Below are 24,668 nucleotides of genomic sequence, written 5' to 3' on the forward strand. Positions count from 1 at the left end.
AGTTCTCTGTGAAATCGGTACCAATCCTGCCGCGCCGCTGGACCATTGCGGATATCGCGGATCAATCCGGCAAGACCGTCGTGGTCACCGGCGCCAATAGCGGCCTCGGCCTGCGCACCGCCGAGGCATTGGCGAGCAAAGGCGCGCACCTGCTGCTGGCCTGCCGCAATCCGCAGAAGGCCGCGACGGCACTGGATGCGGTCACCGTGGTGGCCACGGGGCCGAAACCCGAAGTGCTGCAGCTGGATCTGGCCGATCTGGCCTCGGTCGGCCGAGCGGCCGAACAGATCAACGACACCGTTGGGCGGATCGATCTGCTGATCAATAATGCGGGCGTGATGGCGGTGCCGCGCTCACGCACGGCCGACGGGTTCGATGCCCAATTCGGCACGAATCACCTCGGGCACTTCGCATTCACCGGCGGTGTGCTGCCCGCACTCCTGCGCGCCGAACGGCCGAGAGTGGTGACCGTATCGTCGGTGGCCGCGTGGGTTGGCGTGATCAACTGGCTCGACCCGAATTGGCAGCGGCTCTATCTGCGCTGGCCCGCCTACAGTCAGTCCAAGTTGGCCAATCTGCTGTTCACCGCCGAACTCGAGCGCCGGTCCCGCGCGGCCGGTTCGGATCTGCGCGCGGTGGCCGCGCATCCCGGAGTGTCGGCGACCCATCTCTACGACCGCAACGGTGAGAAGGGTGTGAGTGGCGTCTTGGCGGCGATCCCGCAGGCGATCCTGTTCGCGCTGGCCCAGTCCGACCGCATGGGTGCGTTGCCGCAGCTGTACGCCGCCACGGTTCCGGAGGTGCGCGGAAACTCCTATGTGGGACCGGGTTTCGAGTTCGCCGGATATCCGCGGCGGACACTGCGCAATCCGCTCGCCTACCGTCGCTCCACCGCGCGCAAACTGTGGGAGCTCAGCGAGCAGCTGACCGGTGTGCGTTACGACTTCTCGGTGACCTAGATAGATATCAATGCGGTGCCGCGGCGAAAGCGGCGAGCACGAGCGAGCTGACGATCGTGACGGCAAGTACGGCCAGCACCACCAGATTTCGCCGCTGCGGCAGATCGGCATGTACCAGATTCGGACATCCCGGCTCATTATGTCCGCGACTTCCGCACCGAGGGTTGGTGCAGGGATACATGCCGACCTCCCAAAACTGACGCGAGCGCTCGCACTGTAGCAATGCGAATCATCTGTATACCGCGTGCGCCGACGAACGGCTACCCAGCCACGGGAGGACGAAAACGCCGCCCCGACCGGTCGGGGCGGCGTAGAAGAGCCTGCTACAGGGCACTATTGAGCTTGTTCAGGCGGTCGCACGCCTCCACGTACTCGTTGATCAGCCGGGCGATCACATCGGCGGAGCGCTCCACCTTGTTCATCATGCCGACGACCTGACCGACCGGATTGAAGTTCACATCCTTGGCGGCTTCCGGATAGCGGTGCCCGCGCTTGACGCCGTCCAGGGCCACCATCATCTGTAGCGGCATGGGCAGCGGATCCGGATTCTCCGGCGCCTCCCAGGCCTCGGTCCAGTCGTTCTTCAGCATGCGGCACGGCTTACCGGTCCAGGACCGCGAGCGCACGGTGTCCTGGCTGGTGGCGTCGATGTAGGTCTGCATCTGCGCGGGGGGCACATTCGCCTCCTCGACGGTGAGCCACAGTGAGCCGGTCCACGCACCCGCCGCGCCCATCGCCATGGCCGCGGCGACCTGCCGACCGTTGCCGATACCGCCGGCGGCCAGCAGCGGCATATCGCCGATGGCATCGACCACCTGCGGCCACAGCACCATCGAGGAGATCTCACCGCAGTGCCCGCCGCCCTCGGTGCCTTGGCAGACAACGAAATCCAGGCCCGCGCGCTTGTGGTTGAGCGCATGCTTCACCGAACCGCACAGCGCGCCGATGAGCCGACCGGAGCTCTGGATCTGCTCGACCACATCCGGCGGCGGGGTGCCGAGGGCATTGGCGACCAGCTTGGCCTTGGGATGGCGCAGGATCACCTCGATCTGCGGTGCGACAGTGGTCGCGGTCCAGCCGAGAAGTTGGTTGTGGTGCTCACCGTCGGGCAGATGCGGGACATTGTGGTCTTCGAGGAGCTTCTCCGCGAAGTCCCGGTGCCCCTGCGGAACCAGTTCCGCCAGTTTGGCTTCCAGCTGTTCGGGGGTCAGGTCATCGATTCCCTTGCCCTCGTACTTCGACGGAATGACGAGGTCGACGCCGTACACGCCGTGCACATGGTCGTCGAGCCAGGCCAGTTCGACCTCCAATTCCTCGGGGGTGAAGCCCACCGCACCGAGCACGCCGAGTCCGCCGGCATTGCTGACCGCGGCCGCCACATCGCGGCAATGGGTGAAGGCGAAGATGGGGAATTCGATCCCCAGCCGGTCGCAGATTTCGGTACGCATGGCGTGCTGGTCTCCCTACTTGCTCAGCAGCCGGATCACAACGGCTGACGAGTGCTGGAACGGGTTGCATATTTGGTCACCGGCCCGCGCTGCCGATTCGGCCGACTGCCGCAGATATCGCCATGACGCGGCGGTAGCTTCGTCGACAGGCGCGGACGCCTGACTTCGAATGTAACACGTTCTAGTTTTCTCGGGGTAGCCGTTTCCGCCGACCGGATCGGAGTTCCGCCGTGACGAGCCGGTAGCCCAGGTCGAGGTGGGATTTGTCGAGCAGCTCGGCATGCCGTGTGGACCACGCGTCGGTGGCGAGATCGTCGCGGAGTCGGTTCAGTCCGTCCGGTAGTAAGGCCGCCGGTGTCATCGCCAGCATCGACATTCCCGCGCGCACGGTTTCGTCCAGATAGGCCTCGGGTCGCCGCCAGTACGCGCCGCCGAAGCCGTCGACGCAATCATGCGGGACCGGGATCGGGGTGATCGATACCTCGCCGAGTAGGGCGGTGAGGCGCGGGAGGGGGACGGCAAGGCGCGCATCAGTTACGGCCGCGGCGGGCAGATAGTCACGGACCAGCCAGAATTCGCGGTAGACGGTGTGGTCCCAGGTGAGGATGACGATGCGGCGGCGGGCGATCCGCTTCAGTTCGGCGATGCCGCGATCGAGGTCGTACCAGTGGTGCACGGTCAGGATGGCCAGGGCGGCATCGACAGCATCGGTGTGGATCGGCAGCTGCTCGGCGACCGCCTGTACCACGGGTGCGGCGGCGGGTGGGCGTTGCGCGATCATCACCTCGCTCGGCTCGACCGCGATCACGGTGTCGGTCGGCTCGTACGATCCGCTGCCGGCGCCGATATTGGCGACGGAGTCCATACCGCGCACCGCGTCATCGATGACCGCGGCGATGCGCGGATCCGGTTGCCTGGTCCGGGCGTACGTCTGTCCGGTGTGGTCGTAAAGAGCCATCGTCGCCCGCCCGTCGCCAGTCGATCGTCTCAGCTTATCGACCGGCGGGCGGGCTATTCGAGGGTCAGCTGGCGGACTGCTCCAACTCGGCCAGCGAATCTTCCAAGTGGTCGAGCAGGCTTTGCAGTCGCGGCACGCTGCGGCGGCAGCCCACGAGCCCGAAGTCCAGACTGTCGACATTGGTGGTGAGGGTGATGTTGACGGCCTGCCCGTCGAACGGAATCGACATCGGGTAAGAGGCGTCCAGGCGCGCGCCGTTCCAGTACTGCGGTTCCTTGGGGCCGGGGACATTCGAGATGACGATATTGAACGGCGGGTTCGTGAACGACAGCATGCCGGGCAGCAGGGTCAGGGCAAGCGGGCTGAGCATCAATCCGGATAGCGCCATGGTCTGGATGGGCGAGAGTGAGTTGTAGACCTCTTTGCTGCGGCGCATCGATTCGCTCACCACGCGCAGCCGTTCGATCGGATCGGCGATATCGGTGCCGAGATTGCACAGGATCGCGCCGACCTTGACGCCACTGGCCTCGGAATCGTCCTCGTCGGCCCGTAGCGAGACCGGGACCATGGCGATCAACGGCTTATCGGGCAATGCATTCTGTTCGATCAGATACGCGCGCAACGCGCCCGCCGACATCGCGAGCACCACATCGTTGACGGTCGTGCCGGTCGCCTTCTTGACCTGCTTGACCCGCTCCAGCGGCCAGGACCGGACCGCGCACCGGCGGGCGCCGCCGATCGGCACATTGAACATCGAGCGCGGCGCCTCGAAGGGCATGGTCAACTGTTGCTGCACCAATGCGGCGCGCGCGACCCGCAGCGCGGCTGGCCCGGAATTGGCCGCCGACAAGAGATTTCGCGCGAGCCCGCCCAGCAGCGAGCCCGATGGCTCGGTCTTGCGCTTCGACCGAGGCAGGTTCCATGGCACGCGTGTTTCGCTCGCCGTGGGATCGTTGGTGAGCGTTCGCTGCAGCACTCGCTGCGCGGTGACGCCATCGATCAGCGCGTGATGCATCTTCGAGTAGAGCGCGAAGCGGCCGTCGTTCAGGCCCTCCACCACGTGGATCTCCCATAGCGGGCGGTGCCGGTCGAGCAGGGCGCTGTGCAGGTCGGAGGCGAGTTCGAGCAGTTGATCGAAGCTGCCGGGACTCGGCAGCGCCGATCGACGCAGGTGATACCCGAGTTCGACGTCCTCGGCCTGAGTCCACGCCAACTGCGGTGCGCCGAGCCAGGTTGCCGGGCGCTTGCGGAAGGTGGGGTGGAATTCGTTGTCCGCCAACAACTTCTCGTGGGTCAGCCGCGCGAAATCGGGCCCGGCGTCCTCCGGTGCCTCGAATAGTTGTAGCGAACCGACGTGCATCGGATGCTCGCGGGATTCGGCGAGCAGAAATACGGCATCGATCGGAGAAATGAGCTCCATGGTGTGTCGCCCCCTGACGACGGTGTGGTGCTTAGGTCTTTGGTGAAAAGGAAAACGACCACGATGTCGATAAGGGCCCGCACAGCCATGTCCCCTGTGCGCTGTCCTCAACCCTACTGAAAGGTGCGGATTCGCGTTCGCCGAATCAGCGATCCTTGACCAGGAGCAGGTACGCCTGGCGGCCCCGCTCGCCGGGATCCGGTTCTCGGACCAACCGGGCGGTCGGCGTGAAGCCGGCCTGTTCGGCCAGCGTGGCGAGCCGAGCCGGTGACCATAGGTAGGCGGTTATCACCTTGTGGTCGAACGGTTCCGCATCCTGGACATCTGGTGCCTGGAAGAACGCGAGCAGTGCGTGCCCTCCTGCCTCGAGTACCCGATGAAACTCTGCCAGCACAGCGGGCATTCGTTCGGGCGGCAGATGGATGAACGAGTACCACACGAGAATTCCCGCGAGAGTGGCGTCGCCGATATCGAGGCGCTCGAGCGAGCCCTCCTCGAAGTCGAGAGTCGGATACTGAGCCCGCGCCAATTCGAGCAGCCGCGGTGACAGGTCGATCCCGAAGATATCCAGGCCGAGCTCGGACAGATGCGCGGTCAATCGGCCTTCACCGCACCCGATATCGGCCACTCGACCGTCGTGCACCAGTTCCGCGAATATACCGAGCATGGCGCGGTCGAACGGCTGTGTTGCCAGGTGATCTTTGGCGAATTCGGCGTAGCGGATGGCGATATCGTCATAGGCGGCGCGGGTGTGCGCCACGTCCGCGGGATCGGTTCGACTGTTCGCTGTCACTCCGACATCATTCCACTGCGAAGCCCCGCGACTGGTATGCGGCGCAACGGTTTTTCGAGGTGCAGGGCCGTATCGCAGGTGCCGAGAAGGGTGGCGCCGCTCGCTACGACAAGGACGCCGTAGGAACACATTTCGTCGAAACCCACCAGGTCCACATCGCCGCCGCGAAGGCGATCAACACCACGGCCGCGGCGCGTGCGGTGAGTTTCGCGGCGATACCGAGGATCAAGCCGATGGCCAGGAGGGTTTCCGATGCGGTCGCGATGGCGGCGAGCGCGGGCACCGACCAATCCGGGGGGCGCCGGGCGCGGACGGTGTGTCGAGGTGACGTCCGACTCGGCCGATCAGCGGGCCCGGCTGGTTCGCCTCACGCCGCTCGGCTGGTCCGTGGTCGAGGCGGGGTTGGATGCTCAGGACTGGGTGACCGGCGTCGCGGCCGGTTCCTCGGCGGCGCGGGCGCGGGTGGTGCCGAGGATCGAGCCGAGAATGACCAGCGGGAAGCCGATGCCCATGCCGACGGTCAGCGGTTCGTCCAGCAGGGTCACGCCGAGCAGGATGGCCACCGCCGGATTGATGTAGGTGATGACCGTGGCGCGGGCCGGGCCGACCTCGCTGATCAGTGCGAAGAACACCAGGAAAGCTGCGGCGGTGCAGATTGCGGCCAGCCCGAGCACCGACCACGACGCGTCGGCGGTGAAATGTGTCGGCCGGCGCAATGCGGCGAACGGTGTGTAGATCACCGCGGCCAGAATCAGTGATCCGGTGACAACACCGAGCGGCGGCAGGTCGGCGAGTGCGCGGTTGATGATGATCGGGCCGACGGCGTAGCCGATGGTGGTCAGCCCGATGGCGCCGATGGCGGCGGGCTGGGTCAGATCGATATCGAAGCCGACCAGCGCAGCGACCCCCGCGAATCCGATGATCAAGCCGATGGTCCGGCGTGCGTCGAAGCGATCGTGTGCGAAGGAGTACTTGGGCCACATTTTTGCACCGAGACCCTGAATGGGTTTGGCCAGGATCACCACTCCGACCAGCGGAACCGCGGCGATCAGTAGCCCGACGGTCGAGCTGTTCAATGTGGTCTCCGCGTACCCGATCAGAAACCACGGTCCGGTGATCTCGACCAGTGTGTACAGCAGCAGCGGGCGCCAGCGCTCGAGTACCGGGGCGAGTGTCTTGGTGTAGAGCGCGATCGGCAGCAGGATCAGCGCGCCGAGGGCGGTCCGGCCGAATGCCACCACGATCGGGTCGAAATCCTCGACCGCGATCCGGATCATCGCGTAGGGCACGCCCCAGATGACGCCCATCGCCAAGAACAGCACCCACCCGCGCTGCGTCATCGCTTCACCATCTCGCCCCGCTCGCTTCCGATCGAATCGGAGCCTATACGAAAACATCCCATCACGGGATGGTTGGCAGCGCGATGAATTCGGCGATCAGATCTCGTCTGTACCGGTACAAGATCCGATACACGTCCTCGGAAGGACTCATACCATGACCGCTGAGAACACCGCCGAGGTCGGCGCGGGGCCCGGCCGTTCCCTCAACATCAGCTTGTGGGTGCTGCAGGGCCTGCTTGCCGCGTTCTTCGCATTCGCCTCCGCTACGCCGAAGCTCATCGGCGAGTCCAGCGCCGTCGAAGGCTTCGACTTGATCGGGGCCGGCGACTGGTTCCGCTACTTCGTCGGCGCCGTCGAACTGGCCGGTGCGATCGGCCTGGTCATCCCGCGCCTGTCGGGACTGGCCGCCATCGGCCTGAGCCTCACGATGATCGGCGCCGCCTACACCAACGCCTTCGTCGTCGACGGCTACTGGCCGGTCTACACCCCGCTGATCCTGCTGGTGCTGTTCGTCTTCATCGCCTGGGGGCGTCGGGATGAGACCAAGCGGCTGTTCGGTCGAGATGCCTAGGGCTACCGGCAGGCGCCATCCGACGTCTCGACCGCTGAAAAGGATGCCGGTGCAGGTCCGCGACGGCGCCGGCCGTGCGGACCTGCGCTCCTGGCCGGGTCAGGGGCGACTCGACCCGCTGGTGGTGGTCGGTGCCGTGGATTGCGTTGTCGTGGTGGTGGATTCGGTGGTGGTCGGCTTCGGGGGCTGAGTGGTCGTGGTGGTCGAGGCCGGTGGTGTCGTCACTGCCGGGGTGCTCGGCGGCGGCGGTGTGGTGGTCGTCGGCTGACTGCTGACTTCCGTCTTCGCGGGGGCGGCTGTGGTGGTCGTCGGTGACGTGGTCGTGGTCTTGCTCGGCTCGGGTGTCTTGGTCGTCGAGGTCGCTGCCTGGTAGGCGGCGGCGAGATCGGCCGACTCCGGCTTGGCGGTCGTGTCGACCGGCTGACCCGCCTGGGCCTGCTTCGCCAGATGGGTGAGCCAGGCGGCCGCGTACTCGGCGGATGTCAGCGGCTTGCCGTTGTCCGGGTCGGCATCGCGCCAGTAGTCGAAGTGGTGACCGGTCGCATTGGGACCGAGTGTCTGCTGGTAGGGGTCGCTCATGATCACCGGGATGGTGTTCTGGTTCGTCACGATGAGGCCGATGATTTCGTTGAACACCTTCTGCGGCAGATAGGCCAGCGGCGACATCTGATTGGTCGAGATCGCTTCCGCCTCGGCCGACGTCTGCGGCGTCTGTCCCGGCTTGTATCCCGGATCCGAAACCCTCAGCAGCACTTGCAGAAACGTCTCATCGCTCTGCATCCAGTTCGGCTGCGACTGGATATCCGCGAATGCCGCCAACGCGATTCGGCCGAGGACAACGGCTACGTCCTGCCCGGTCGCCGGGGTGAGCCCGTCGCGTTCCAGTGCGTCGACATTCAACTGCCGACCCACATTCACCACCAACTGCAGCAGTGAAATGTTCTGCGGTGCCGAGCACGTGAGGTCGCCATCGGAGCAGAACGACGCGATCTTGCCGTTCAGCGCACCGAAGTCACCGCTGGTGCCGGGCAGCGCACCCTGGCCCGACGTGGCTTTCGTGCCGTTCTGATACGTCTGGTCGAAGCCGTCGGGGTTGCTGTACGGATCCTTCGAACCTGGGAACGGACCGTCGCCCGCCGAACGTCCGGCGTCGGCGAGGATGACGACACCGACGACATCGGCCGGATCGACGATGCCGTAGCCGCCGTCCTGATCGGCGGTCTGATGCCCGATCGTCATGGCGACGCGGCGCACCACATCGGCGCCCTCGCTGTAGCCGACGATCGAGAACTTGGTATCCGGGCAGGCCTGCGCGATTTCCCGCATCACCTGTTCGGTATTCGCGACACCCGTGTTGACGGCATCCTCGTAGCTGTCCATATTCGCCGGATACGCGATGTAGACCGCGGCATACGAGCCGGGATCGACATCGTCGGCCGGTGCGTTGACGACCGGATCGACCCATTCGCTGCTGTGATCACCGGACAGCGCCGCGGGCAACGCGTTGCCATTGGCATCGACCAGCATTTTCGTGGTCGCGGCGTCCGGCGTATCCCGACGTCCGGCGACCGAAATGGTCACCATGTCGTGACACTCCGTGACGGACGCCCGCAGACGCGTATCGACCGTTTCGTGCGTCGATGTGATTGCCATGGACGCGGCGACAATCGCCACCACCCCCAGTGATGCGGGCGCGACGATGGCCGAAGCCATTCGATGGCGCGCGAAGAACTCCCGAAGAGCCATGTCCCGTTCCCCAATCCAAAACCGACAAGTGGACGGACAGGCCCCCCGACAGGCCGTGTGTCACGAAGAACGTCGGGCTCGAAGGCCGAATCGTTACGCGGGCGGAGAAATGGTCACGCTCGAGCGGCCGAGAACTGTCCGCCGGAATGGGCGACGCTGGCGACCGCGACCACAGATTTCGCAGGGACCGGCCCATGGCTGGAGACCATGGGGCCGTGCTGCCGGGGCAGCCACGCTGGCTGATCGGCAGTGTCGACGGCAGTCCGCAGGTCGGGTTGCCCGGTTGCTGGAAACCGCACTTTCCGGGCACCGTGCACTAGAGGTTCTGATCGCTCATCGCGTGAAACGGACGGCCTCGCTCGATACGGCTCCGGCGATGATATCCGCCAATTCATCGGGGTGTGTCAGTTGCGGGTGATGGGCGGCTCCGTCGATGGTGCTGAATTCGGTTCCCGGCGAAAGTGATTCGACCAGGGCGGGAGTGAGTGGGTCCGCGCTTCCGGTGATCACGTGGACCGGGCCGGGATATAGCGCGAGCTTGGTGGTGAGTTCGCTGCGCCAGCCTGCGTTCGTCGTTGCGGCGAATAGTGTGGCGACGTTGGCCGCGACCTTCGCGCGACGCAGATCCTGGACGCTCGATTGCAGCACCGCCGCGTGGTCGGGCGAACCGGTGAGCTTGTCGGACAACGTGTTCGGACGCTGTCGACGCAGATACCAGCGAGTCAGGGGTGTGACCCGTGCCGAAATTCCGGCACTCGGCTGGAGAAAGAAGGGGGCGACCAGCGTGATCGACCCGACCCTGTCGGGATGCGCGGCCGCGGCCTCGACCACTGCGGCGGCGCCGATGGAGTGACCGACCAAGTGCGCGCCGGGTGTTCGTTCGAGCAGTGCCTCGACCCAGGCGTGCCAGTCACCTCGACCGCCCGCGGACAGACCGAGCCCGGGTAGGTCCAGAACCTGGGCGTGGCCGATGGTCGCCGCGACCGGAGCCCAGGTGTCGGCATTGACCGGCAGGCCGGGCAGCAGCACGGTGGGCGCGTCCGGCTCGCCGATCCGGAACGTTCGCACACCGGCGTATTCGTCGAAAGTCCTTGCGGCACAACCGGTTGGCGCAGTACCGAACCGGTGCGCGGCGAGGTGGTCGGCCCATCGCAGGATGCTTCGTGTGGTGTCGGGCAGGTCCAGACCGTGCTTGCGGGCGAGTTCGTGCGCCGAGTCCGTGGGATACCGGTCGGTGGACAGGAAGGTCAGGGTCTCCGGATCGGCCTTCGTCAACCACTGCGGAAGGCGCTGCACCAGCGCGACCGGAATGCGCGTGCGCGGCACCGGTACTCGATAGTGTCGACCGACTTGTGACAGCAGGGTCGGCAGTGCGGGCGTAGCGTCGTCGAGCACCCAGTACGCCGCACCGGCGGTGGCCGGATCGGTTGGGAGCAGGGTCATGAAGCGGGTCAGATAGTCGACCGGGATCACCGGCACGAAGGTGCGGGAGTTGCCCGGCAATGCCGCCACCGTGCCTTGCCAAATCTCTTTCATGCTCGCCGCGAGACCCAGTTGCTGATCGGATTCGCCGGTGTCGCTCGGCCCGATGACGGTGGGCGGGTTGACGATCGACCACGGCACGCCGAGTTCATCGGCGGCGGACTGGAATACCGCATCGCTCTCCACCTTCGACGCCTCATAAGCGCCCAGACGACGATGGGTTCGTTCCACCCGCTCTGGGCTCCACGGAACGGTGGTCGGGTCCTGACCGCCAACTCGGTAGCCGGAGACGTATACGAGCCGGGACAGATGTGGCAGCCGCGCGGCGAAGGACGCCACCGAGCGGACGCTGTCGACATTGCCGTGCCGCGCCTCGTCCTTCGTCATCCCGAATCGGTAAGCGCCAGCGCAGTTGTAGATCTCGGTGACATCCGTCCACGCCGAATCCTCGCCCTGGACAAAGGGATCGGCGTCGAAGTCGACAATCAGCTCGGCCGGAGCCGTCCCGCAGCCGTGATCGGCCAGCCACGCAGCCAGCCGCGTGAACGATTCACGGCTCCGTACCGCGGCGGTGACGTGGATCCCGGCCTGGTCCAAGGTGAGGATCAAATTGCGGCCGACAAAGCCGGTGGCGCCGAATACGAGTGCGTGGCGGGTGGTCATCACGCCACCGTCCCGGGCTGGTCGAGCAGGGCAGCCAGCAGCTGTGCCGTGCTGTGCAACGGCTCCACATCGCGTTTGGCGCGCGCCACGATCACCGCACCCTCGACCGCACTGACCGTCGCCGTCGCCAGCGTGCGCGCCGTCGCCTCCGAATGCCCTGCCGCGACGAGGTATTCACGCACCGGCCCGATCCACGATTCGAACGCCGCCGCACACGCGGCCCGCAGTCGTTCGCTGTGCGCGCCCATCTCCAACGTGACCACCGAAACAGGGCAACCGAGCTGAAAATCGCTGTCCGCGACCAACCCGGCCAGCACCTCCACAACCCGCCGAATCACCTCCCCCGGCGAAGCCCCCGCCCCCGCCGTCTCGTCCAGCAAGCCCCGAAACCGCTCGGCCGCCAACTCGATCGCCTTCTCCCCGAGCTGCTCCTTCCCCTCCGGAAAGTGGAAGTACAACGACCCTTTCGGCGCCCCCGCATGGTCCACAACCGTGTTCAACCCCGTACCGCTATACCCCCGAGCCTGGATCAACTCCAGCATCGACTCCACCAACTGCCCACTCGTCTGAGCACCTTTGGACGTAACCATGGATCCCAGAATAGACCGGTCTATAGATTTTGCAACCGAGCGCGAATCGGCCTCGCCAACCGGGCGGCGATGTCATCACGAGCCCTGAAGCTGCCGTCCAGCTTCCCGGACCACGTTGTCGGGTCATGCTCGCGCGCTGTCGTTGGAGCGAACCGGCTCTTCACGCGGCGGAATCGGTTCGGGTGTGGCGACTTGCCGCGGCAGCAGGAAGGGCGTGGCGAGCAGGAGAACTCCAGCCAGCGCGATTGCCGCACGCGGGTTGGTGAGCTGTGCCAGCAGACCCCATGTCACGGTGATTGCCGCGATGCTGATGCTGCTGGTGATCGACCACGCGGCGAGGACCCGGGCGTGGCGATCGGTTTCGGTGTTGTTCAACCGATAAGCGGCGAAGACGGCGTTGAAAATGCTGATGCAGACGATGAGCCCGAACTCGGTGACCATCACGATCACCAGCCCGGCCAGGCCCGGCCGGATGAACGCCAGCCCGAGGGGCCAGCAGGCGCGTAGCGTGCCGAAGACCCGCAGCACCGTCTGTTCGCCCCAGCGGGAAGCGATGCGACGAGCGAATCGTGACCCGATCAGGCCACCGATACACGGAACAGCGAAGGCCAGCCCGTACTCCCAGACCGGGAACTGTAGGTGGGCGAGCATCAGCACCGACAACAGCGGTTCCCCGGCCATGATCAGCCCGTTGACCAGCATGGTGTTGACGAAGAACCGACGCAGCGTGTGGTGGGTGAGGATATAGCGCCACCCCTCGGCGATGGCGCTCCACCGACGCGTTCGGGTCTTCCGCAGCGGCGGTGGCTGCTCGGGTTCCCTGATCGCGGTGATGCCGAGCGCCGAGAGTAGGTAGCTCACCGCATCGATAACGACGGTGGTCACCGGCCCCAGCAGCCCGATAGCCGCGCCACCCACCGGCGGTCCGATGACCGTGGCCGACCAAGTAGTGGACTCGAAACGACTGGTGGCGACCAGCAGCCCGTCGGCGGGGACGACGGTCTTGAGGTATGCGCCACTGGCCGCGGTGAACGCGATCTTCGCTGCCGCAGTGACGATGGAGACCACCCAGAGCTGTGCAAAGGACAATCCACCCAGGCAGTAGGCGACCGGTATGGATGCCAGCGCTGCGAAGCGGATCAGGTCCGTGGCGATCATGACCGGCCGCTTGGCACGAAATTCCATCCACGGCCCGAGCGGAACCGCCAGCAGCGCCCCGATCGCGAGCCCGGATGCCGACAAAGCCGCCACTTCCGCCGAACTGGCGTTCAGGACGGTGACGGCGACAACCGAAAATGCTCCGAATCCGAGTCCGGTCCCGTAGGCGCTGACCGCGTAGGCGGCCCACAACCACCCGAACGTCCGACCCAGTTTCGCGCTCCGCCACATATCGGCACTCCCTCTGTTGTCAGGAGATTGAAGCCGGTCGATGGGTGCTGTCACCAACAACGAATCGAGTGGAGTGTCACAACTTTTCGTTGTGGGAGTAGGTTTTCGCTCGTGGATCTCGATGCAATTCGTACCTTCGTCGCGGTTGCCGAGACCGGCCAAATCCAAGCCGCAGCCGACGATCTGGGAATCACTCAGCAGGCCGCGTCGAAACGAGTAGCCACACTGGAGCGAGAACTCGGGGTTCAGCTTTTCGCGCGAATCGCCAGGGGTGTGCGGCCGACCGTCGACGGGCAAGCATTGCTACCGCATGCCCGTGAACTGCTCCGTGCCGCCGAACGCGTCACTGCGGCTGTGACACCTGGACGCAGGGCCCTGCGGATCGACGTCGTGGCCCGCCGGATCGCACCCTCCACCCTCCTTCATGCCTTCTACCAGCAACACCCCGATATCGAGCTCGATGTCGTCACCCTGATCAACTTCGACGCGGAGTCGGCGCTGGCCGAGATCGGTGCCGGCACTGTTGATGCCACCTTCAGATCCCTACGGGGCCGCAAAGTTCCGAACGGACTACGGTCCGCGCGAGTGATCGACGACCGGCACGAACTGCTGGTCGGCCCACAACACCCATTGGCGAAGGCCAAGACCGTGACATTGGCCGAACTCACCGATCACCCCATCTGGATGCCCGGCATGTCCGACGCCGAACCGATCGGCTACTACGACGATCTGGCGACCGCATTCGGACTCACCATCGATACGATCGGCCCGAGCTTCGGCATCGAAGCGCTCCTCGCCGAACTCGCGGATTCCACCCAACTCGCCACCTTCGTCGGCGAAGGTTCCCGATACCTCTGGCCGGAAAGCTACGACCTCCGCCGCATCCCCGTCGTCGACCCGACCCCGGTCTACCCACTTTCCGTGATCTGGCGAGCAGACAATGCACATCCCGTCCTCGCAAACTTCCTCGAGTACCTACACACCAGATACAGGACGACTTTCGACGACGACGTATGGACCCCGGACTGGGCGCCCTATCCGAAGAAGTCGCACAGGTGAGCTGCGACGAGATCGGGCTGTTCCTCGGCGAGTATCGGCGACGTACTACGTTGCGCCGACCGGACGGAGGGTGCTCGGGGCTTCGACCGCGTGGGTCCGCCGCAACAAAGCGAGCGGGAAGTAGCCGATGGACAGGGCGACCACCGGTGCGGCGAGCACCGCACAGTAGAACGCCATCGCCGCTGGCCAGAACAATGCGTAGATGGTGAACAAGGCGAGACAGACAACCGGCGTGGCGAAGATCGCCGATTCGAGGATGGCCCAGTCCTTCGCCCCTTGATCCTCGCCGGCGGCACGGGATCGAAGACGCAGGGCCTTACACGCGAGGAGCAGAACTACTGTCTCGGTGGTTACCGCCGCAATGGGTAGGTCGACCCGATCGACGAGTTTTGCGCCGACAAGGATTGCGACGAGCAACCCGAGCGCACCCGCCAGGCGCGCGCCCATGGCCATCGCGGGCCGGTCGAGAATCGATGACCTCGTTGTGCCCTTGCCCGTGAAGTAGCGCGCCGCAACGGTGGCACCGAATACCGCCAACGGCCCAGCCACGGCCGCGCCGATCATGAAATCGGCGTCGAAGCTTTCGCCGGACACCGTCAACAAGAGCGTTATCACGATGATCCGGATCATCGGGGCGGTCAACAGCATCGCGAACATGTAGGCCATAAGCGCCTGGTGCAGACGAACCTGCCCATTGATGATCGCCAGAAACGCCAGCACCGCAGCTGCGAGCACGCATATCGCAAAGATCAGGAGGATGTTGTAGAACGGCGGGCCGCTGGTCGTCTCCGCCGAGTCTGTCCGGAACAGGTAAGCCAGTGCGGTGACCATGGAAGCCGCAACCACGATGAGCAGCAACCGCCCCGAAAGACGGTGCACCATCGGCCAGTTCCGGCGCACCCGCTTCGAGAATTGCAGAACTCCGAGAAGAATCGCGACACCCGCGCCAGCCGTGTGCACCGCCATGATCCACCGGCTGCGCTCGTAGGTCGGCTGTTGGTGGTGAACCAGCGATCCAACCGTCGATTCGGGGTTGAGACTCACCACGGCGGAGATGGAACGCAAGTACAGCTCCGGCGATTTCGCGGTGAAGTATTGCCCCATATATTCGATTGCCATCGGGGCGTAGATCAGGCACACCGCACCGATCGCCGCCCATACTGCAACACCGACTGATTTCGAAGACATCTTCATGTGAAACCTGCCTGCCTCAATCAGGGGCTCACCCGACCGAGAGAGCCTCGGCTGCTCAGCGACAACTCATTGCGACAGCAACTCACACCAGATTGCTCGACAACAGCTCGACCTGCGGGTCAGCTGCCGTTATCGCTGGCTATCCTTCCAGAGTTCAATCGCGCTTACGCGGATTGAACGTACTCACCTCGATTTCGTGATCTTGCTTCATCCACACCGCGCTCCGCTGGGGTTCAGGTTCGGAGGATGGGGAACAGTGCCTCGATGAGCCGGTCGGCGTAGGCCGGGTCGACTCGTGCGCCGCTGATCAGGAGCCGGTAGTGTTCGGCTCGCTCAATGTCATTCGCGCGGCGCTGCCGGTGTTGCGCGGGCATTTCTGGCTTGTCTCACGTGGTGGCCAGCGGTTGTTGTCTCATCGTGATGGCATTTCTTCAGTCCGGTCCGGGTTGTTCGGCCGGAGATCGGACAACCCGGACGGCCTGTGCGTCAGTCGTTTTGGTCCATCGTCAGGTGGGAGATGTCGGCGAGGCTGAGCAGGGTTCGGTTGCGCCAATAGTCGTCGAGTCGCAAGTGGGTGATCGCGCCCGGCGATGTGGCGAAAGATGCGAATCCGACTGTGTCGACGGGGATCTGCATCCAAGTGGTGTTGACGAAGGTCAACGCGTATCCGTGAGTGATCACGACATGGTCGTGAGCGGTGTCGGCCATCAGTTCGCGTATGCAGGCTCCGACTCGGGTTGCCGCGGCGGGTCTCTGCGCCGCGGATGGGGCCGCGGTGGTCGAGTCGGTCGGGTGCTGCGGGGACTTGCCGTTGTGTGAGCCAGTTGTTCGGCCGACCTTCGGCCTCGCCGAAGCTGATCTCGCGAAGGCGAGGGTCTGCGGTGACGGGTGCGTCGAGTGTTGTGGCCAGGATTGCGACGGTCTCGGCGCATCGGGCCAGGTCGGATGTCGTGATTTGGATCGGCCGGCCAGTGTCGCGGCGGTGCTTCAACTCCTCGGCAATCAGCTGTGCGTCACGCCGACCGCGCTCTGTCAGGGGATCATCCTGCGGTTGAGCAGAGCCTCGAGCGCGCTGCGTTGCATGGTGCCGGTTAGGGTCTGAGCACGATTTTGCCGTGGGTGTGTCGGCGTTCGAGTTCGGTGTAGGCCTGGCGGACCTGCGTCAGCGGGTAGACGTTGGCGATCGGGACTTCGAGGTGTCCGTTGGCAATAAGGGCGGCCAGTTCGGCAAGTACCTCGGCGCCCGGTCTGGCGTTGGTTCCGGGTTCGGTCTTGACTCCGTACTTTGCTGCTGCGGCGAAATCGGCGATGGTGTCGATCCGTTCGGTCCCGACGCCGAGAGTGAGGGCCAATTCGACGTACCCACCGCCGTGGGTGTCGATGAAGGCATCGATGCCGCTCGGTGCGGCGGCTTTGATCCGGTCGGTGACGCCTTCACCGTATGCGACCGGGATCACGCCGTGGGTTTGCAGCCACTCGTGGTTGTACTCGCTCGCCAGGCCGATGACCGTGGCTCCGGCACGGCGAGCGAGCTGAACGGCGAGCGAGCCGACTCCTCCGGCTGCTGCGGAGACGACAACGGTCTCCCCCTTGTCGAGTTGTACGGAATGTACTGCCCCCCAGGCAGTCCCCCCGGCGATGTAGAGGCCACCCGCCACCTCCCAAGGGACGCCGTTCGGTTTGGGTGTGAGGTTGTCGACGTCGACCAGGACCAACTCGGCCTGGGCGGCCCGCTTCTCGGAGAACCCGATCACCTCGTCGCCGACCGAGAATCGGTCGACTCCGGCACCGACCTCTGCGACAACCCCGGCGAGATCGCTGCCTTGCCCGGACGGAAACGTCGAGGGAAAGATGCCGGCCATCGCGCCGGTGCGGATGGCCGCCTCACCGGGGTTGATGCCTGCCGCTTTTACCTGCACGAGGACCTGCCCGTACTCGGGCACGGGGCGGGCGACATCGTCGACCCGCAACACCTCGACTCCGCCGAACTCGTCGTATCTGACTGCCTTTGTCATTGTCTTGCTTCTCCTGCGGCGCGCGATACGCGGCTGACTTCGAGAACGGGAATGGTTCGCACCGGTGTGGCTATCACCAGGGCACCGTTCCGGCATCGTCGAAGAATCCGCCGGTCGGTCCGTCGTCAGGCAGGGTCGCGAGGTGAATCGCGATGGCCGCGCCCTGTTGTGGTGTGCGGACGCCGCGGAAACCGTTGAGGTCGGTGGCGGTGAAACCGGGACAGCCGGAGTTGATCAGGATGTTGGTGTCGCCCAGTTCCTTGACGTATTGGATGGTGAGGGCGTTGAGGAAGGTCTTCGACGCCAAGTACGCGGCGGGAACCGGGCCCATGTCGATGCCGGGGGTGGTTTGCAGGGCGAGCGAGCCCACGCTGCTGGACATGTTGACGATCCGCGGTGAGGCCGAGGCGCGCAGCATCGGCAGCATCGCGTTGGTGACCCGGACGACCCCGATCACGTTGGTTTCCACGACAGCTCGTACGATCGCGGGATCGACCGTGGTGGGTGTCTGTGGCACGCCGCCGGTGATCGCGGCATTGTTGACCAGGACGTCGAGCCCTCCGGCATGGCTGGCGATCAGCTCGGCCGCCGCGGCCACACTTGCGTCGTCGGTGACGTCGAGCGGCACACCGAACGCATCGGTGCCGGCCGCGCGTAGCTTCTCGACGGCGGTGTCGCGGCGTTGTCGATCCCTCGCGCCCACACCGATTCGCCAGCCGAGGGCGCCCAGGCCTGCGGCGATCTCGTATCCGATTCCTTTGTTCGCGCCGGTCACCAGCGCGATCGTCTGTTCACTCACACCGCCGATCCTGCTGTGGCTCCGGGTACAGCGTCCAAGACCGGTCGGGTGGGCGGCGATACCGCACGGGTATTGATCTTGGTCAGCGCCGGATACCATGACCTGGTGGAGACGCGAGAGTTGCGATACTTCGTCGCCGTCGCCGAGGAGTTGCACTTCGGGCGGGCGGCGCAGCGGCTCGCGATGGCGCAACCACCGCTGTCGCGGGCCATCCAGCAGCTCGAACGGCGGCTTGGAGTGGTGTTACTGCACCGCACTTCTCGCGCTATCGCGTTGACCGAGGCCGGGTCGGTGCTGCTGCGGGAGGCCCGGGCCGCGCTCGACGCAATCGCCGCCGCCGAGCGCCGTACCCGCCGCGCTGCGGCCGATCACCCCGGTGTGGTGCTGGCTACCAAGGCCGGCGCGTCAAGCGAATTGCTATCGAAGCTGCTCGACGCCTACGCCGCCGAACCGGGCGCTGTCGCGGTCGAGGTGATGCTGTGTGGGCCCGGCCAGCCGGAAAGCCTGCTGCGCAATGGGCGTGCCGACGTTGCTCTGCTCCAGCGGCCCTACGACACGACGGCCGGATTCGACGCCGAGGACCTACACACCGAACAGCAGGTCGCGGTCCTGCCTGCAGGGCACCCCCTCGCCAACCGACCCCACATATCGATGACTGAGGTCGAGGCCTTGACGGACCTGCCCCTGCCGCGCTGGCCTCGACGAGATGGCAGCTACCCGGACGGCCCCGGTCCGCAGGTCCGCGACCATACGCAACTGTTCCAACTGATCGCGCTCGGACTGGCCTGTGCGGTCGTGCCCGAGTCGCTGCAAACCCAGCTACGCGACGTTCACGCCATCGTGCCCGTTCCAGACGCACCAGCCGTCACGACCGTCATCGCCTGGCCACCACACAGCAGATCCAAAGTCGTCGCCGACATCGTCCGCACCGCGATACGCCTCTAGGTGCGAGTCGTGCCACCCGCCAACAAGATTGCGTTGGGTGTGCTCAGCGTGTGGGTGGCTCACCGCATAGACATTCTGCATTAGGTTCTCCTGGTACGGCTGTTCAGAGTTGTTGGCGGACCGCTATTTCGATGGCGGCGAGTGTCTCCTCGCCGAGAGGCGTGAGGGTCATCGAGCGCCCCGTGTCTCGAGTCCTGGCGGGCGTCGCCAGTCTCAATTCGGTGGCATTTCCTCACACTTCCGTTGCCACGACATCCCGTCGCGAGCCAGGCCACTCCGCTGGCCGACCAACTTTCCGCCGGGTGATCACTCGATAAGCGGCCATGAGGGTGTGTTCCGTTTCGATCAGCTGAATCATGGACTGGGGCTGGAAGCGTGCTGCCGAGCCATACCGCGATCGCCCGGTAAACCATTTCGGCGGACGGTCCTGTTACCTTCTGCCGTCGGCACTCGTCATAGGTGCGACGACCGAATACGAATGGTCGTCGCGCCATCGACTGAAGTGGAGAACAGGATGCTGACCAACATCATGTACGTGACGATCTACGTCACCGATCAGGACCGCGCGCTGGAGTTCTACACCGAAGGGCTCGGCCTGGAAAAGCGGATCGACTTCCCGGGGCCCGACGGACGCTTCCTCACCGTCGGCGTTCCCGATAGCCCGGTGCAGATCATCCTGTGGTCACATGCGGCGGCCGCGGGACAGCCCGCCGACGTGGGCCGGCATGCCGCGCCCGGTCCGCTCATCCTCGAATCCGACGACCTACGAAAGGATTTCGCGGTCCTGCGGCAGCGTGGCGTCACCTTCACAGAGTCCGAACCCGAGGACTACCCGTTCGGGATCCGCATCGAGGCGATAGACCCGGACGGCAACCGGATCTCGCTCCGTCAGCAGCGGAAGCCGTGACCGCCCACCCGTCCAGCCTCGTGACCGAGGCGTTCGAAGCCCAGCGCGATCGGCTGCGCGCTGTCGCGTACCGCGTGCTGGGCTCGCACGCCGACGCCGAGGACATGGTCCAGGAAGCCTGGATGCGCCTCGTCCGCCAGGACGCGGCGACTATCGGCAATCTGGAGGGCTGGCTGACCACTGTGGTCGGCCGAATCGGTCTGGACCTCCTGCGCTCCCGTCAGGACCACCCCGAAACCCCCTATGGTCAGGAGTTTTCGGACTTCGTGGTGACGCCCGACGACCCCACGCCGGACGAGCAAGTGGCGCTGGCCGATTCGGTCGGCCTCGCCCTGCTCGTCGTGCTCGATTCGCTCACCCCGAGCGAGCGCCTGGCGTTCGTCCTGCACGACATGTTCGCGGTCCCATTCCACGAAATCGGCCAGATCCTGGGCAAATCCGCCGACGCCAGCAAAATGATCGCCAGCCGCGCCCGCCGCAAGGTGCAAACCGTGGATCGGCCGACAGACTCCAGCCGCGAGCACCGAGAGGTCGTCCAAGCCTTCCGCGCCGCCGCCCTCGGCGGCGACTTCGAAGCGCTCCTGCGCGTCCTCGACCCGAACGTGAAGCTGACCGTCGACACCCCCGACGGCGTAGTCGTCACACTCGGCGCCACCGAGGTCGCCGCCGGCGCCCGCATGTTCTCCGGCGAAGTCGCCCGCCACCGACCCGTGCTGGTCAACGGCATCCCCGGCCACATGTCCTGGCGCCCCGACGGAACCCCCCTCTCCGTCATCGCGTTCACGGTCACCGAAGGCCGGATCACCGCCATCCACATCGTCGTCGACCCGGCCAAACTCGCCTCGTTCCAGCTGCCGGACCCGGCCTGAGCCGGTGTCGTCAGGGTCGGCCCATGCAAGTGCAAGTCATCCAGGCCGACCAACCGGGTTCCTCAGCGCTGTGGCGGGTTCGGACAACGCGTTCTTCGGGCGGAATCTCAGAATCGTGGCGGATCCGCCATGTCACCGCCAAACATTCTGAGATTCCGCCACGAGTTTTGAGACCCTACAACCGGATATCAGCCACGGGCCATATCGACAAACCGAGACAAATGCAGTTGGTGCGCAACGGTAATCGTGGCAGTTGGACCATTTCGGTGCTTGCCTACGATAAGGTCGGCTTCCCCACCACGCGGGTCGTCGCGTTCGAATGCGTCGGGTCGATGCAACAGGATAACCATGTCCGCATCCTGTTCTAGTGATCCGGATTCGCGCAGGTCAGACACCATCGGGCGCTTATCTGTTCGCTGTTCGGGGCCACGGTTCAGCTGACTGATGGCGATGACCGGAACTTCGAGTTCCTTGGCCAACAGCTTCAGGTTTCGGGAGAAATCGGAGACTTCCTGCTGGCGGGATTCGACCTTCTTACCCGAGGTCATCAGCTGGAGGTAGTCCACCACAACGAGTTTCAGGTCGTGGCGCTGCTTGAGCCGACGCGCTTTCGCGCGGATCTCCATCATGGTCAAGTTCGGCGAATCGTCCACGAACAGCGGCGCCTCGCTGATCTCGCTCATACGGCGAGCCAGTTTGGTCCAGTCGTCGTCGCTCATGCGGCCCGAACGCATATCGCCCAACTTGATTTTCGCCTCTGCGGAGAGCAAACGCATGACGATTTCGGTGCGGCTCATCTCCAGCGAGAAGATGACGCTCGCGAGACCGTGTTTGATCGAGCAACTGCGCATGAAGTCCATACCGAGCGTCGAGTTATGCGTCGGCACCATCGACTCCCCGGCGAGGTACAGATGGTCGGCGTTGTCCACCTCGACACATCGCACGGGAACGGTGTCGATCTTTCGCACGTCCACGATGTGCCGGGCGGCCGAACGAGCGGTGGTCGGCACGAGATGGTTCGGGCTGTCGTCGGCGAGATGCACGCTGTGGACGATTTCGCCAGTTGTGCGTACGGCGGCGACACGAGCACCCGCTGCCCCGGCAATGGTGAGCCACTGATGTTGTTCGTCGGCGACGATCACTGTGCCGTCGGAGAATTCGACCTCGTAGCACGGCCGTTCGGTCAGCACCTCGGTCGCGGCGAGGACACGAGTGGGACGGCCCTCGGCGTCGAGAAGTTCGTCGCCGACGTGGACCTCTCCCATGGTGGTCCAGCCGGTGGGGGTGGGCAGGGGCGTGTCCAGGGCCAGGGCCTTGCCGACACCGGGGCGCGCCGCGACGATGATCATTTGGCCGGGGTGCAGGCCGTTGGTGAGTTCGTCGAGTTCGGTGAAGCCGGTGGGGACGCCGAGGGAGATGCCGCCGCGGGAGGCGATGGAGTCGATTTCGTCCATCGTCGGCTGCAGGAGTTCCTCGAGGGGGAGGAAGTCTTCTGTGGTGCGGCGTTCGGTGACCTCGTAGACCTCGGCCTGGGCGCGGTCGACGACCTCGGCGATATCCTGGCCGTCGGCGCCCGCGTAGCCGTATTGGACGATGCGGGTGCCTGCCTCGACAAGGCGGCGCAGAATCGCCTTCTCGGCAACGATTTCGGCGTAGTAGCCCGCATTGGCGGCGGTGGGGACAGTCTGGGTGAGGGTGACCAGATAGGGCGGGCCGCCGATGCGCTTGAGTTCTCCGCGGCGGTCCAGACCCGCGGAGACGGTGACCGGGTCGGCGGGTTCGCCGCGGCCGTAGAGATCGAGAATGGTGTCGTAGACCGCTTGGTGGGCGGGACGGTAGAAATCGCCGGGGCGTAGCACCTCGACGACGTCGGCGATCGCGTCCTTGCTCAGCAGCATGCCGCCGAGCACGGACTGCTCGGCCGCCATATCGTGCGGGGGCTGCCTGCCGAAGTCCTCACCGGGCGGTTCGGGCGGATAGTCCGTCTGCCCGCGGTCATCGGTGGTGGTCACCAGACTCGACCGTCCTCTCTCGCCACTTGCAGGCCGCTCGAAAACGCCTACCCGCCTACCCTATTGATCACTCGTTGTACTCCCGGGTTCCGACACATTCGGCAGCGCACCGCGGTCGAGCGACCTCAGTAGAGGGTCTCACCTGCGGTTCCAGCAAACCGCCGCGGTAGGTGCCGAATCATGCCGTTCCGGGTGGTGCGTGCATGATGTTGCGACGAACCTAGGCGACCCGGTGGGCAGTCGCCAAACCGCAATGTGCACACACCTGTGGATAAGTTGGGGACTGTTTACCTGGCGTTGTGCACCCCCTGTGTACAACTTGGGGAAAACCCAGGTCACACCGTTCAAACACGCTGATAGATATCGATTTCTTGATCTATCCACGTGTGGATGAATCAAGTGCGGCGTGTCGGTCTAGTTGAACAGCCGGGCGTGTTGTTGGTAAACAGCGTGTTCTGCGGTTATGGCGTAGATCACATTGCGGCCGGTTGGTTTTCTTGGCGATCCACAAGCTGAATAACCGGTGGTAGAGCCGATGGCAGTGGGTTGCCGAGAATGGTCCAGATCACCGTTCCGGCCTTTCGCAAACAATTGGCTATTTCACCGAACGGCATAGCTCACCTAGGCCCCAACCAACATGGGTCGATGCCGCACAGTCGAAAGCCACCCTTGTGCCGAAACACAAGAGTGGCCTTCGAATGAACTCAGTTCGCCGCGACCTGCAGGTCGAACTTCGCGACCACATCGGGGTGCAGGTGCACCACGACGTTGTGCTTGCCGACCGTCTTGATGTGCGACTTCGGCAGCTCGATGCTGCGCTTGTCGACGACCGGACCACCGGCCGACTTGATGGCGGCGGCGACGTCCGACTGGGTGACCGAACCGAACAGCTTGCCGGTGCCTGCGGTCTTGACCGACAGCGAAACCGCCGCCAAGCCCTCGATGGCCTGCTTCAGCTCGTTGGCGTGATCCAGGTTGCGCACCTTGCGCGCGTCCTGCGCCCGACGGATGCCCTCGACCTGCTTCTGCGCGCCACGGGTGGCCACGATCGCCAGGCCGCGGGGCAGCAGGTAGTTGCGGCCGTAGCCGTCCTTGACCTCCACGGTGTCACCGGGGGCACCGAGGTTGTCCACATCAGCAGTAAGAATCAACTTCATTGCGATGCCTCCCTTCTCAGCGAGCCGTCGACACGTAGGGCAGCAGGGCCACCTCACGCGAGTTCTTCACGGCAACGGCGACGTCGCGCTGGTGCTGCACGCAGTTGCCGGTGACCCGGCGAGCGCGGATCTTGCCGCGATCACTGACGTACTTCCGCAGCAGGGCGGTGTCTTTGTAATCGATATTGACGGTGCCGGACTTGGCTTCCTTGCAGAAGGTGCAAGCCTTCTTCTTCAGCACCTTTTCGCGCGCGGGCGCTTTAGGCATGGTTACTCCGTAATCAATGATGGGCTGATCGTTTCGAGCGACCGGCAAGCAGTCGCGACGGAATCAATTCAGGCCGATGTGAGC

The 24,668-nt window shown here is 65.0% G+C and carries 26 protein-coding genes and 1 pseudogene; 7 read left to right on the forward strand and 20 right to left on the reverse strand.

Translation table 11 applies throughout. The features are described from left to right. Nucleotides 1–8: 8 nt before the first annotated feature. Nucleotides 9–959 (forward strand): oxidoreductase, encoded by a 951-nt coding sequence (locus OIE68_RS33135; protein WP_419150597.1) that lies wholly within the window; start codon nucleotides 9–11, stop codon nucleotides 957–959. Between the two features lie 7 nt (nucleotides 960–966). On the opposite strand, the gene OIE68_RS33140 is transcribed toward OIE68_RS33135, so the two are convergent. From OIE68_RS33140 to OIE68_RS33170, 7 genes are all read right to left on the reverse strand, one after another. Further along, nucleotides 967–1,140, reverse strand: a complete 174-nt coding sequence (locus OIE68_RS33140) for a hypothetical protein (protein ID WP_327094908.1) — start codon at nucleotides 1,138–1,140, stop codon at nucleotides 967–969. Nucleotides 1,141–1,282: 142 nt separating this feature from the next. Beyond that, on the reverse strand, nucleotides 1,283–2,407 hold the full coding sequence (locus OIE68_RS33145; protein WP_327094909.1) for a nitronate monooxygenase family protein: 1,125 nt from the start codon (nucleotides 2,405–2,407) through the stop codon (nucleotides 1,283–1,285). A gap of 181 nt (nucleotides 2,408–2,588) precedes the next feature. Further along, the gene (locus OIE68_RS33150) at nucleotides 2,589–3,365 is read right to left on the reverse strand and encodes a class I SAM-dependent methyltransferase (protein WP_327094910.1); all 777 of its coding nucleotides are present in this window, start codon (nucleotides 3,363–3,365) and stop codon (nucleotides 2,589–2,591) included. 64 nt (nucleotides 3,366–3,429) lie between these two features. Continuing rightward, nucleotides 3,430–4,785 carry a wax ester/triacylglycerol synthase family O-acyltransferase gene (locus tag OIE68_RS33155; protein ID WP_327094911.1) on the reverse strand — a complete coding sequence of 452 codons (1,356 nt, stop codon included), beginning with the start codon at nucleotides 4,783–4,785 and terminating at the stop codon, nucleotides 3,430–3,432. Between the two features lie 145 nt (nucleotides 4,786–4,930). Continuing rightward, nucleotides 4,931–5,578, reverse strand: coding sequence for a class I SAM-dependent DNA methyltransferase (locus OIE68_RS33160; protein ID WP_327094912.1), 648 nt, complete (start codon nucleotides 5,576–5,578; stop codon nucleotides 4,931–4,933). A gap of 103 nt (nucleotides 5,579–5,681) precedes the next feature. Further along, nucleotides 5,682–5,861 carry a hypothetical protein gene (locus OIE68_RS33165; RefSeq protein WP_327094913.1) on the reverse strand — a complete coding sequence of 60 codons (180 nt, stop codon included), beginning with the start codon at nucleotides 5,859–5,861 and terminating at the stop codon, nucleotides 5,682–5,684. Nucleotides 5,862–5,988: 127 nt separating this feature from the next. Beyond that, a complete protein-coding gene (locus OIE68_RS33170; RefSeq protein ID WP_327094914.1) occupies nucleotides 5,989–6,918 on the reverse strand; it encodes a DMT family transporter in 930 nt (309 codons plus the stop codon). A 154-nt stretch (nucleotides 6,919–7,072) separates the two neighbouring features. Between OIE68_RS33170 and OIE68_RS33175 the strand changes: the two genes are divergently transcribed. Further along, complete coding sequence (locus tag OIE68_RS33175; RefSeq protein WP_327094915.1) at nucleotides 7,073–7,489, forward strand: DoxX family protein; 417 nt, start codon at nucleotides 7,073–7,075, stop codon at nucleotides 7,487–7,489. 99 nt (nucleotides 7,490–7,588) lie between these two features. Here OIE68_RS33175 and OIE68_RS33180 read toward each other — a convergent pair whose 3' ends face one another. Continuing rightward, complete coding sequence (locus tag OIE68_RS33180) at nucleotides 7,589–9,235, reverse strand: cutinase family protein (RefSeq protein WP_327094916.1); 1,647 nt, start codon at nucleotides 9,233–9,235, stop codon at nucleotides 7,589–7,591. 194 nt (nucleotides 9,236–9,429) lie between these two features. Here OIE68_RS33180 and OIE68_RS33185 point away from each other — a divergent pair, with 194 nt between their 5' ends. After that, on the forward strand, nucleotides 9,430–9,555 hold the full coding sequence (locus OIE68_RS33185) for a hypothetical protein (RefSeq protein WP_327094917.1): 126 nt from the start codon (nucleotides 9,430–9,432) through the stop codon (nucleotides 9,553–9,555). 13 nt (nucleotides 9,556–9,568) lie between these two features. On the opposite strand, the gene OIE68_RS33190 is transcribed toward OIE68_RS33185, so the two are convergent. The 3 genes from OIE68_RS33190 to OIE68_RS33200 form a co-directional block, all read right to left on the reverse strand. Beyond that, the gene (locus tag OIE68_RS33190; RefSeq protein WP_327094918.1) at nucleotides 9,569–11,380 is read right to left on the reverse strand and encodes an alpha/beta fold hydrolase; all 1,812 of its coding nucleotides are present in this window, start codon (nucleotides 11,378–11,380) and stop codon (nucleotides 9,569–9,571) included. Continuing rightward, nucleotides 11,380–11,970 (reverse strand): TetR/AcrR family transcriptional regulator, encoded by a 591-nt coding sequence (locus tag OIE68_RS33195; RefSeq protein WP_327094919.1) that lies wholly within the window; start codon nucleotides 11,968–11,970, stop codon nucleotides 11,380–11,382. Before OIE68_RS33195 ends, OIE68_RS33190 begins: the two co-directional genes overlap by 1 nt. Before the next feature lie 123 nt (nucleotides 11,971–12,093). Then, a complete protein-coding gene (locus OIE68_RS33200) occupies nucleotides 12,094–13,359 on the reverse strand; it encodes an MFS transporter (RefSeq protein WP_327094920.1) in 1,266 nt (421 codons plus the stop codon). A 111-nt stretch (nucleotides 13,360–13,470) separates the two neighbouring features. Here OIE68_RS33200 and OIE68_RS33205 point away from each other — a divergent pair, with 111 nt between their 5' ends. Beyond that, nucleotides 13,471–14,418, forward strand: coding sequence for a LysR family transcriptional regulator (locus OIE68_RS33205; protein WP_327094921.1), 948 nt, complete (start codon nucleotides 13,471–13,473; stop codon nucleotides 14,416–14,418). Nucleotides 14,419–14,463: 45 nt separating this feature from the next. On the opposite strand, the gene OIE68_RS33210 is transcribed toward OIE68_RS33205, so the two are convergent. From OIE68_RS33210 to OIE68_RS33235, 6 genes and pseudogenes are all read right to left on the reverse strand, one after another. Further along, complete coding sequence (locus OIE68_RS33210; protein ID WP_327094922.1) at nucleotides 14,464–15,606, reverse strand: DUF2306 domain-containing protein; 1,143 nt, start codon at nucleotides 15,604–15,606, stop codon at nucleotides 14,464–14,466. Nucleotides 15,607–15,845: 239 nt separating this feature from the next. After that, complete coding sequence (locus OIE68_RS33215) at nucleotides 15,846–15,986, reverse strand: hypothetical protein (protein ID WP_327094923.1); 141 nt, start codon at nucleotides 15,984–15,986, stop codon at nucleotides 15,846–15,848. A gap of 112 nt (nucleotides 15,987–16,098) precedes the next feature. Beyond that, nucleotides 16,099–16,320 (reverse strand): hypothetical protein, encoded by a 222-nt coding sequence (locus tag OIE68_RS33220; protein ID WP_327094924.1) that lies wholly within the window; start codon nucleotides 16,318–16,320, stop codon nucleotides 16,099–16,101. A 124-nt stretch (nucleotides 16,321–16,444) separates the two neighbouring features. Beyond that, nucleotides 16,445–16,648, reverse strand: a pseudogene (locus OIE68_RS33225) (histidine phosphatase family protein); the annotation flags it as partial. A 55-nt stretch (nucleotides 16,649–16,703) separates the two neighbouring features. Continuing rightward, nucleotides 16,704–17,627, reverse strand: a complete 924-nt coding sequence (locus OIE68_RS33230) for an NADP-dependent oxidoreductase (protein WP_327094925.1) — start codon at nucleotides 17,625–17,627, stop codon at nucleotides 16,704–16,706. A gap of 73 nt (nucleotides 17,628–17,700) precedes the next feature. Further along, the gene (locus tag OIE68_RS33235) at nucleotides 17,701–18,426 is read right to left on the reverse strand and encodes an SDR family oxidoreductase (RefSeq protein ID WP_327094926.1); all 726 of its coding nucleotides are present in this window, start codon (nucleotides 18,424–18,426) and stop codon (nucleotides 17,701–17,703) included. 105 nt (nucleotides 18,427–18,531) lie between these two features. Between OIE68_RS33235 and OIE68_RS33240 the strand changes: the two genes are divergently transcribed. From OIE68_RS33240 to OIE68_RS33250, 3 genes are all read left to right on the forward strand, one after another. Further along, nucleotides 18,532–19,371, forward strand: a complete 840-nt coding sequence (locus OIE68_RS33240) for a LysR family transcriptional regulator (protein WP_327094927.1) — start codon at nucleotides 18,532–18,534, stop codon at nucleotides 19,369–19,371. Nucleotides 19,372–19,885: 514 nt separating this feature from the next. After that, nucleotides 19,886–20,278: a VOC family protein gene (locus OIE68_RS33245; protein WP_327094928.1), complete on the forward strand. Its 393-nt coding sequence runs from the start codon at nucleotides 19,886–19,888 to the stop codon at nucleotides 20,276–20,278. Next, a complete protein-coding gene (locus tag OIE68_RS33250; protein ID WP_327094929.1) occupies nucleotides 20,275–21,147 on the forward strand; it encodes a sigma-70 family RNA polymerase sigma factor in 873 nt (290 codons plus the stop codon). Before OIE68_RS33245 ends, OIE68_RS33250 begins: the two co-directional genes overlap by 4 nt. 188 nt (nucleotides 21,148–21,335) lie before the next feature. Here OIE68_RS33250 and dnaB read toward each other — a convergent pair whose 3' ends face one another. The 3 genes from dnaB to rpsR form a co-directional block, all read right to left on the reverse strand. After that, nucleotides 21,336–23,075, reverse strand: coding sequence for a replicative DNA helicase (gene dnaB, locus OIE68_RS33255; protein WP_419150829.1), 1,740 nt, complete (start codon nucleotides 23,073–23,075; stop codon nucleotides 21,336–21,338). 788 nt (nucleotides 23,076–23,863) lie between these two features. Continuing rightward, entirely contained in the window at nucleotides 23,864–24,316 is a 453-nt protein-coding gene (rplI, locus tag OIE68_RS33260; RefSeq protein ID WP_327094931.1) for a 50S ribosomal protein L9, read from the reverse strand. 16 nt (nucleotides 24,317–24,332) lie between these two features. Beyond that, a complete protein-coding gene (gene rpsR / locus OIE68_RS33265; protein WP_040697505.1) occupies nucleotides 24,333–24,584 on the reverse strand; it encodes a 30S ribosomal protein S18 in 252 nt (83 codons plus the stop codon). Nucleotides 24,585–24,668 lie beyond the last annotated feature (84 nt).

Source organism: Nocardia vinacea, assembly GCF_035920345.1.
Taxonomy (GTDB): Bacteria; Actinomycetota; Actinomycetes; order Mycobacteriales; family Mycobacteriaceae; genus Nocardia; species Nocardia vinacea_A.

Bases quoted from the DNA above. Each gene is read 5' to 3' on its own strand.
- OIE68_RS33140 (WP_327094908.1), bottom strand. From the start codon at position 1,140: ATGTATCCCTGCACCAACCCTCGGTGCGGAAGTCGCGGACATAATGAG.
- OIE68_RS33145 (WP_327094909.1), bottom strand. From the start codon at position 2,407: ATGCGTACCGAAATCTGCGACCGGCTGGGGATCGAATTCCCCATCTTC.
- OIE68_RS33150 (WP_327094910.1), bottom strand. From the start codon at position 3,365: ATGGCTCTTTACGACCACACCGGACAGACGTACGCCCGGACCAGGCAA.
- OIE68_RS33155 (WP_327094911.1), bottom strand. From the start codon at position 4,785: ATGGAGCTCATTTCTCCGATCGATGCCGTATTTCTGCTCGCCGAATCC.
- OIE68_RS33170 (WP_327094914.1), bottom strand. From the start codon at position 6,918: ATGACGCAGCGCGGGTGGGTGCTGTTCTTGGCGATGGGCGTCATCTGG.
- OIE68_RS33175 (WP_327094915.1), top strand. From the start codon at position 7,073: ATGACCGCTGAGAACACCGCCGAGGTCGGCGCGGGGCCCGGCCGTTCC.
- OIE68_RS33180 (WP_327094916.1), bottom strand. From the start codon at position 9,235: ATGGCTCTTCGGGAGTTCTTCGCGCGCCATCGAATGGCTTCGGCCATC.
- OIE68_RS33185 (WP_327094917.1), top strand. From the start codon at position 9,430: ATGGCTGGAGACCATGGGGCCGTGCTGCCGGGGCAGCCACGCTGGCTG.
- OIE68_RS33190 (WP_327094918.1), bottom strand. From the start codon at position 11,380: ATGACCACCCGCCACGCACTCGTATTCGGCGCCACCGGCTTTGTCGGC.
- OIE68_RS33195 (WP_327094919.1), bottom strand. From the start codon at position 11,970: ATGGTTACGTCCAAAGGTGCTCAGACGAGTGGGCAGTTGGTGGAGTCG.
- OIE68_RS33200 (WP_327094920.1), bottom strand. From the start codon at position 13,359: ATGTGGCGGAGCGCGAAACTGGGTCGGACGTTCGGGTGGTTGTGGGCC.
- OIE68_RS33210 (WP_327094922.1), bottom strand. From the start codon at position 15,606: ATGTCTTCGAAATCAGTCGGTGTTGCAGTATGGGCGGCGATCGGTGCG.
- OIE68_RS33215 (WP_327094923.1), bottom strand. From the start codon at position 15,986: ATGCCCGCGCAACACCGGCAGCGCCGCGCGAATGACATTGAGCGAGCC.
- OIE68_RS33220 (WP_327094924.1), bottom strand. From the start codon at position 16,320: ATGGCCGACACCGCTCACGACCATGTCGTGATCACTCACGGATACGCG.
- OIE68_RS33230 (WP_327094925.1), bottom strand. From the start codon at position 17,627: ATGACAAAGGCAGTCAGATACGACGAGTTCGGCGGAGTCGAGGTGTTG.
- OIE68_RS33245 (WP_327094928.1), top strand. From the start codon at position 19,886: ATGCTGACCAACATCATGTACGTGACGATCTACGTCACCGATCAGGAC.
- dnaB (WP_419150829.1), bottom strand. From the start codon at position 23,075: ATGGCGGCCGAGCAGTCCGTGCTCGGCGGCATGCTGCTGAGCAAGGAC.
- rplI (WP_327094931.1), bottom strand. From the start codon at position 24,316: ATGAAGTTGATTCTTACTGCTGATGTGGACAACCTCGGTGCCCCCGGT.
- rpsR (WP_040697505.1), bottom strand. From the start codon at position 24,584: ATGCCTAAAGCGCCCGCGCGCGAAAAGGTGCTGAAGAAGAAGGCTTGC.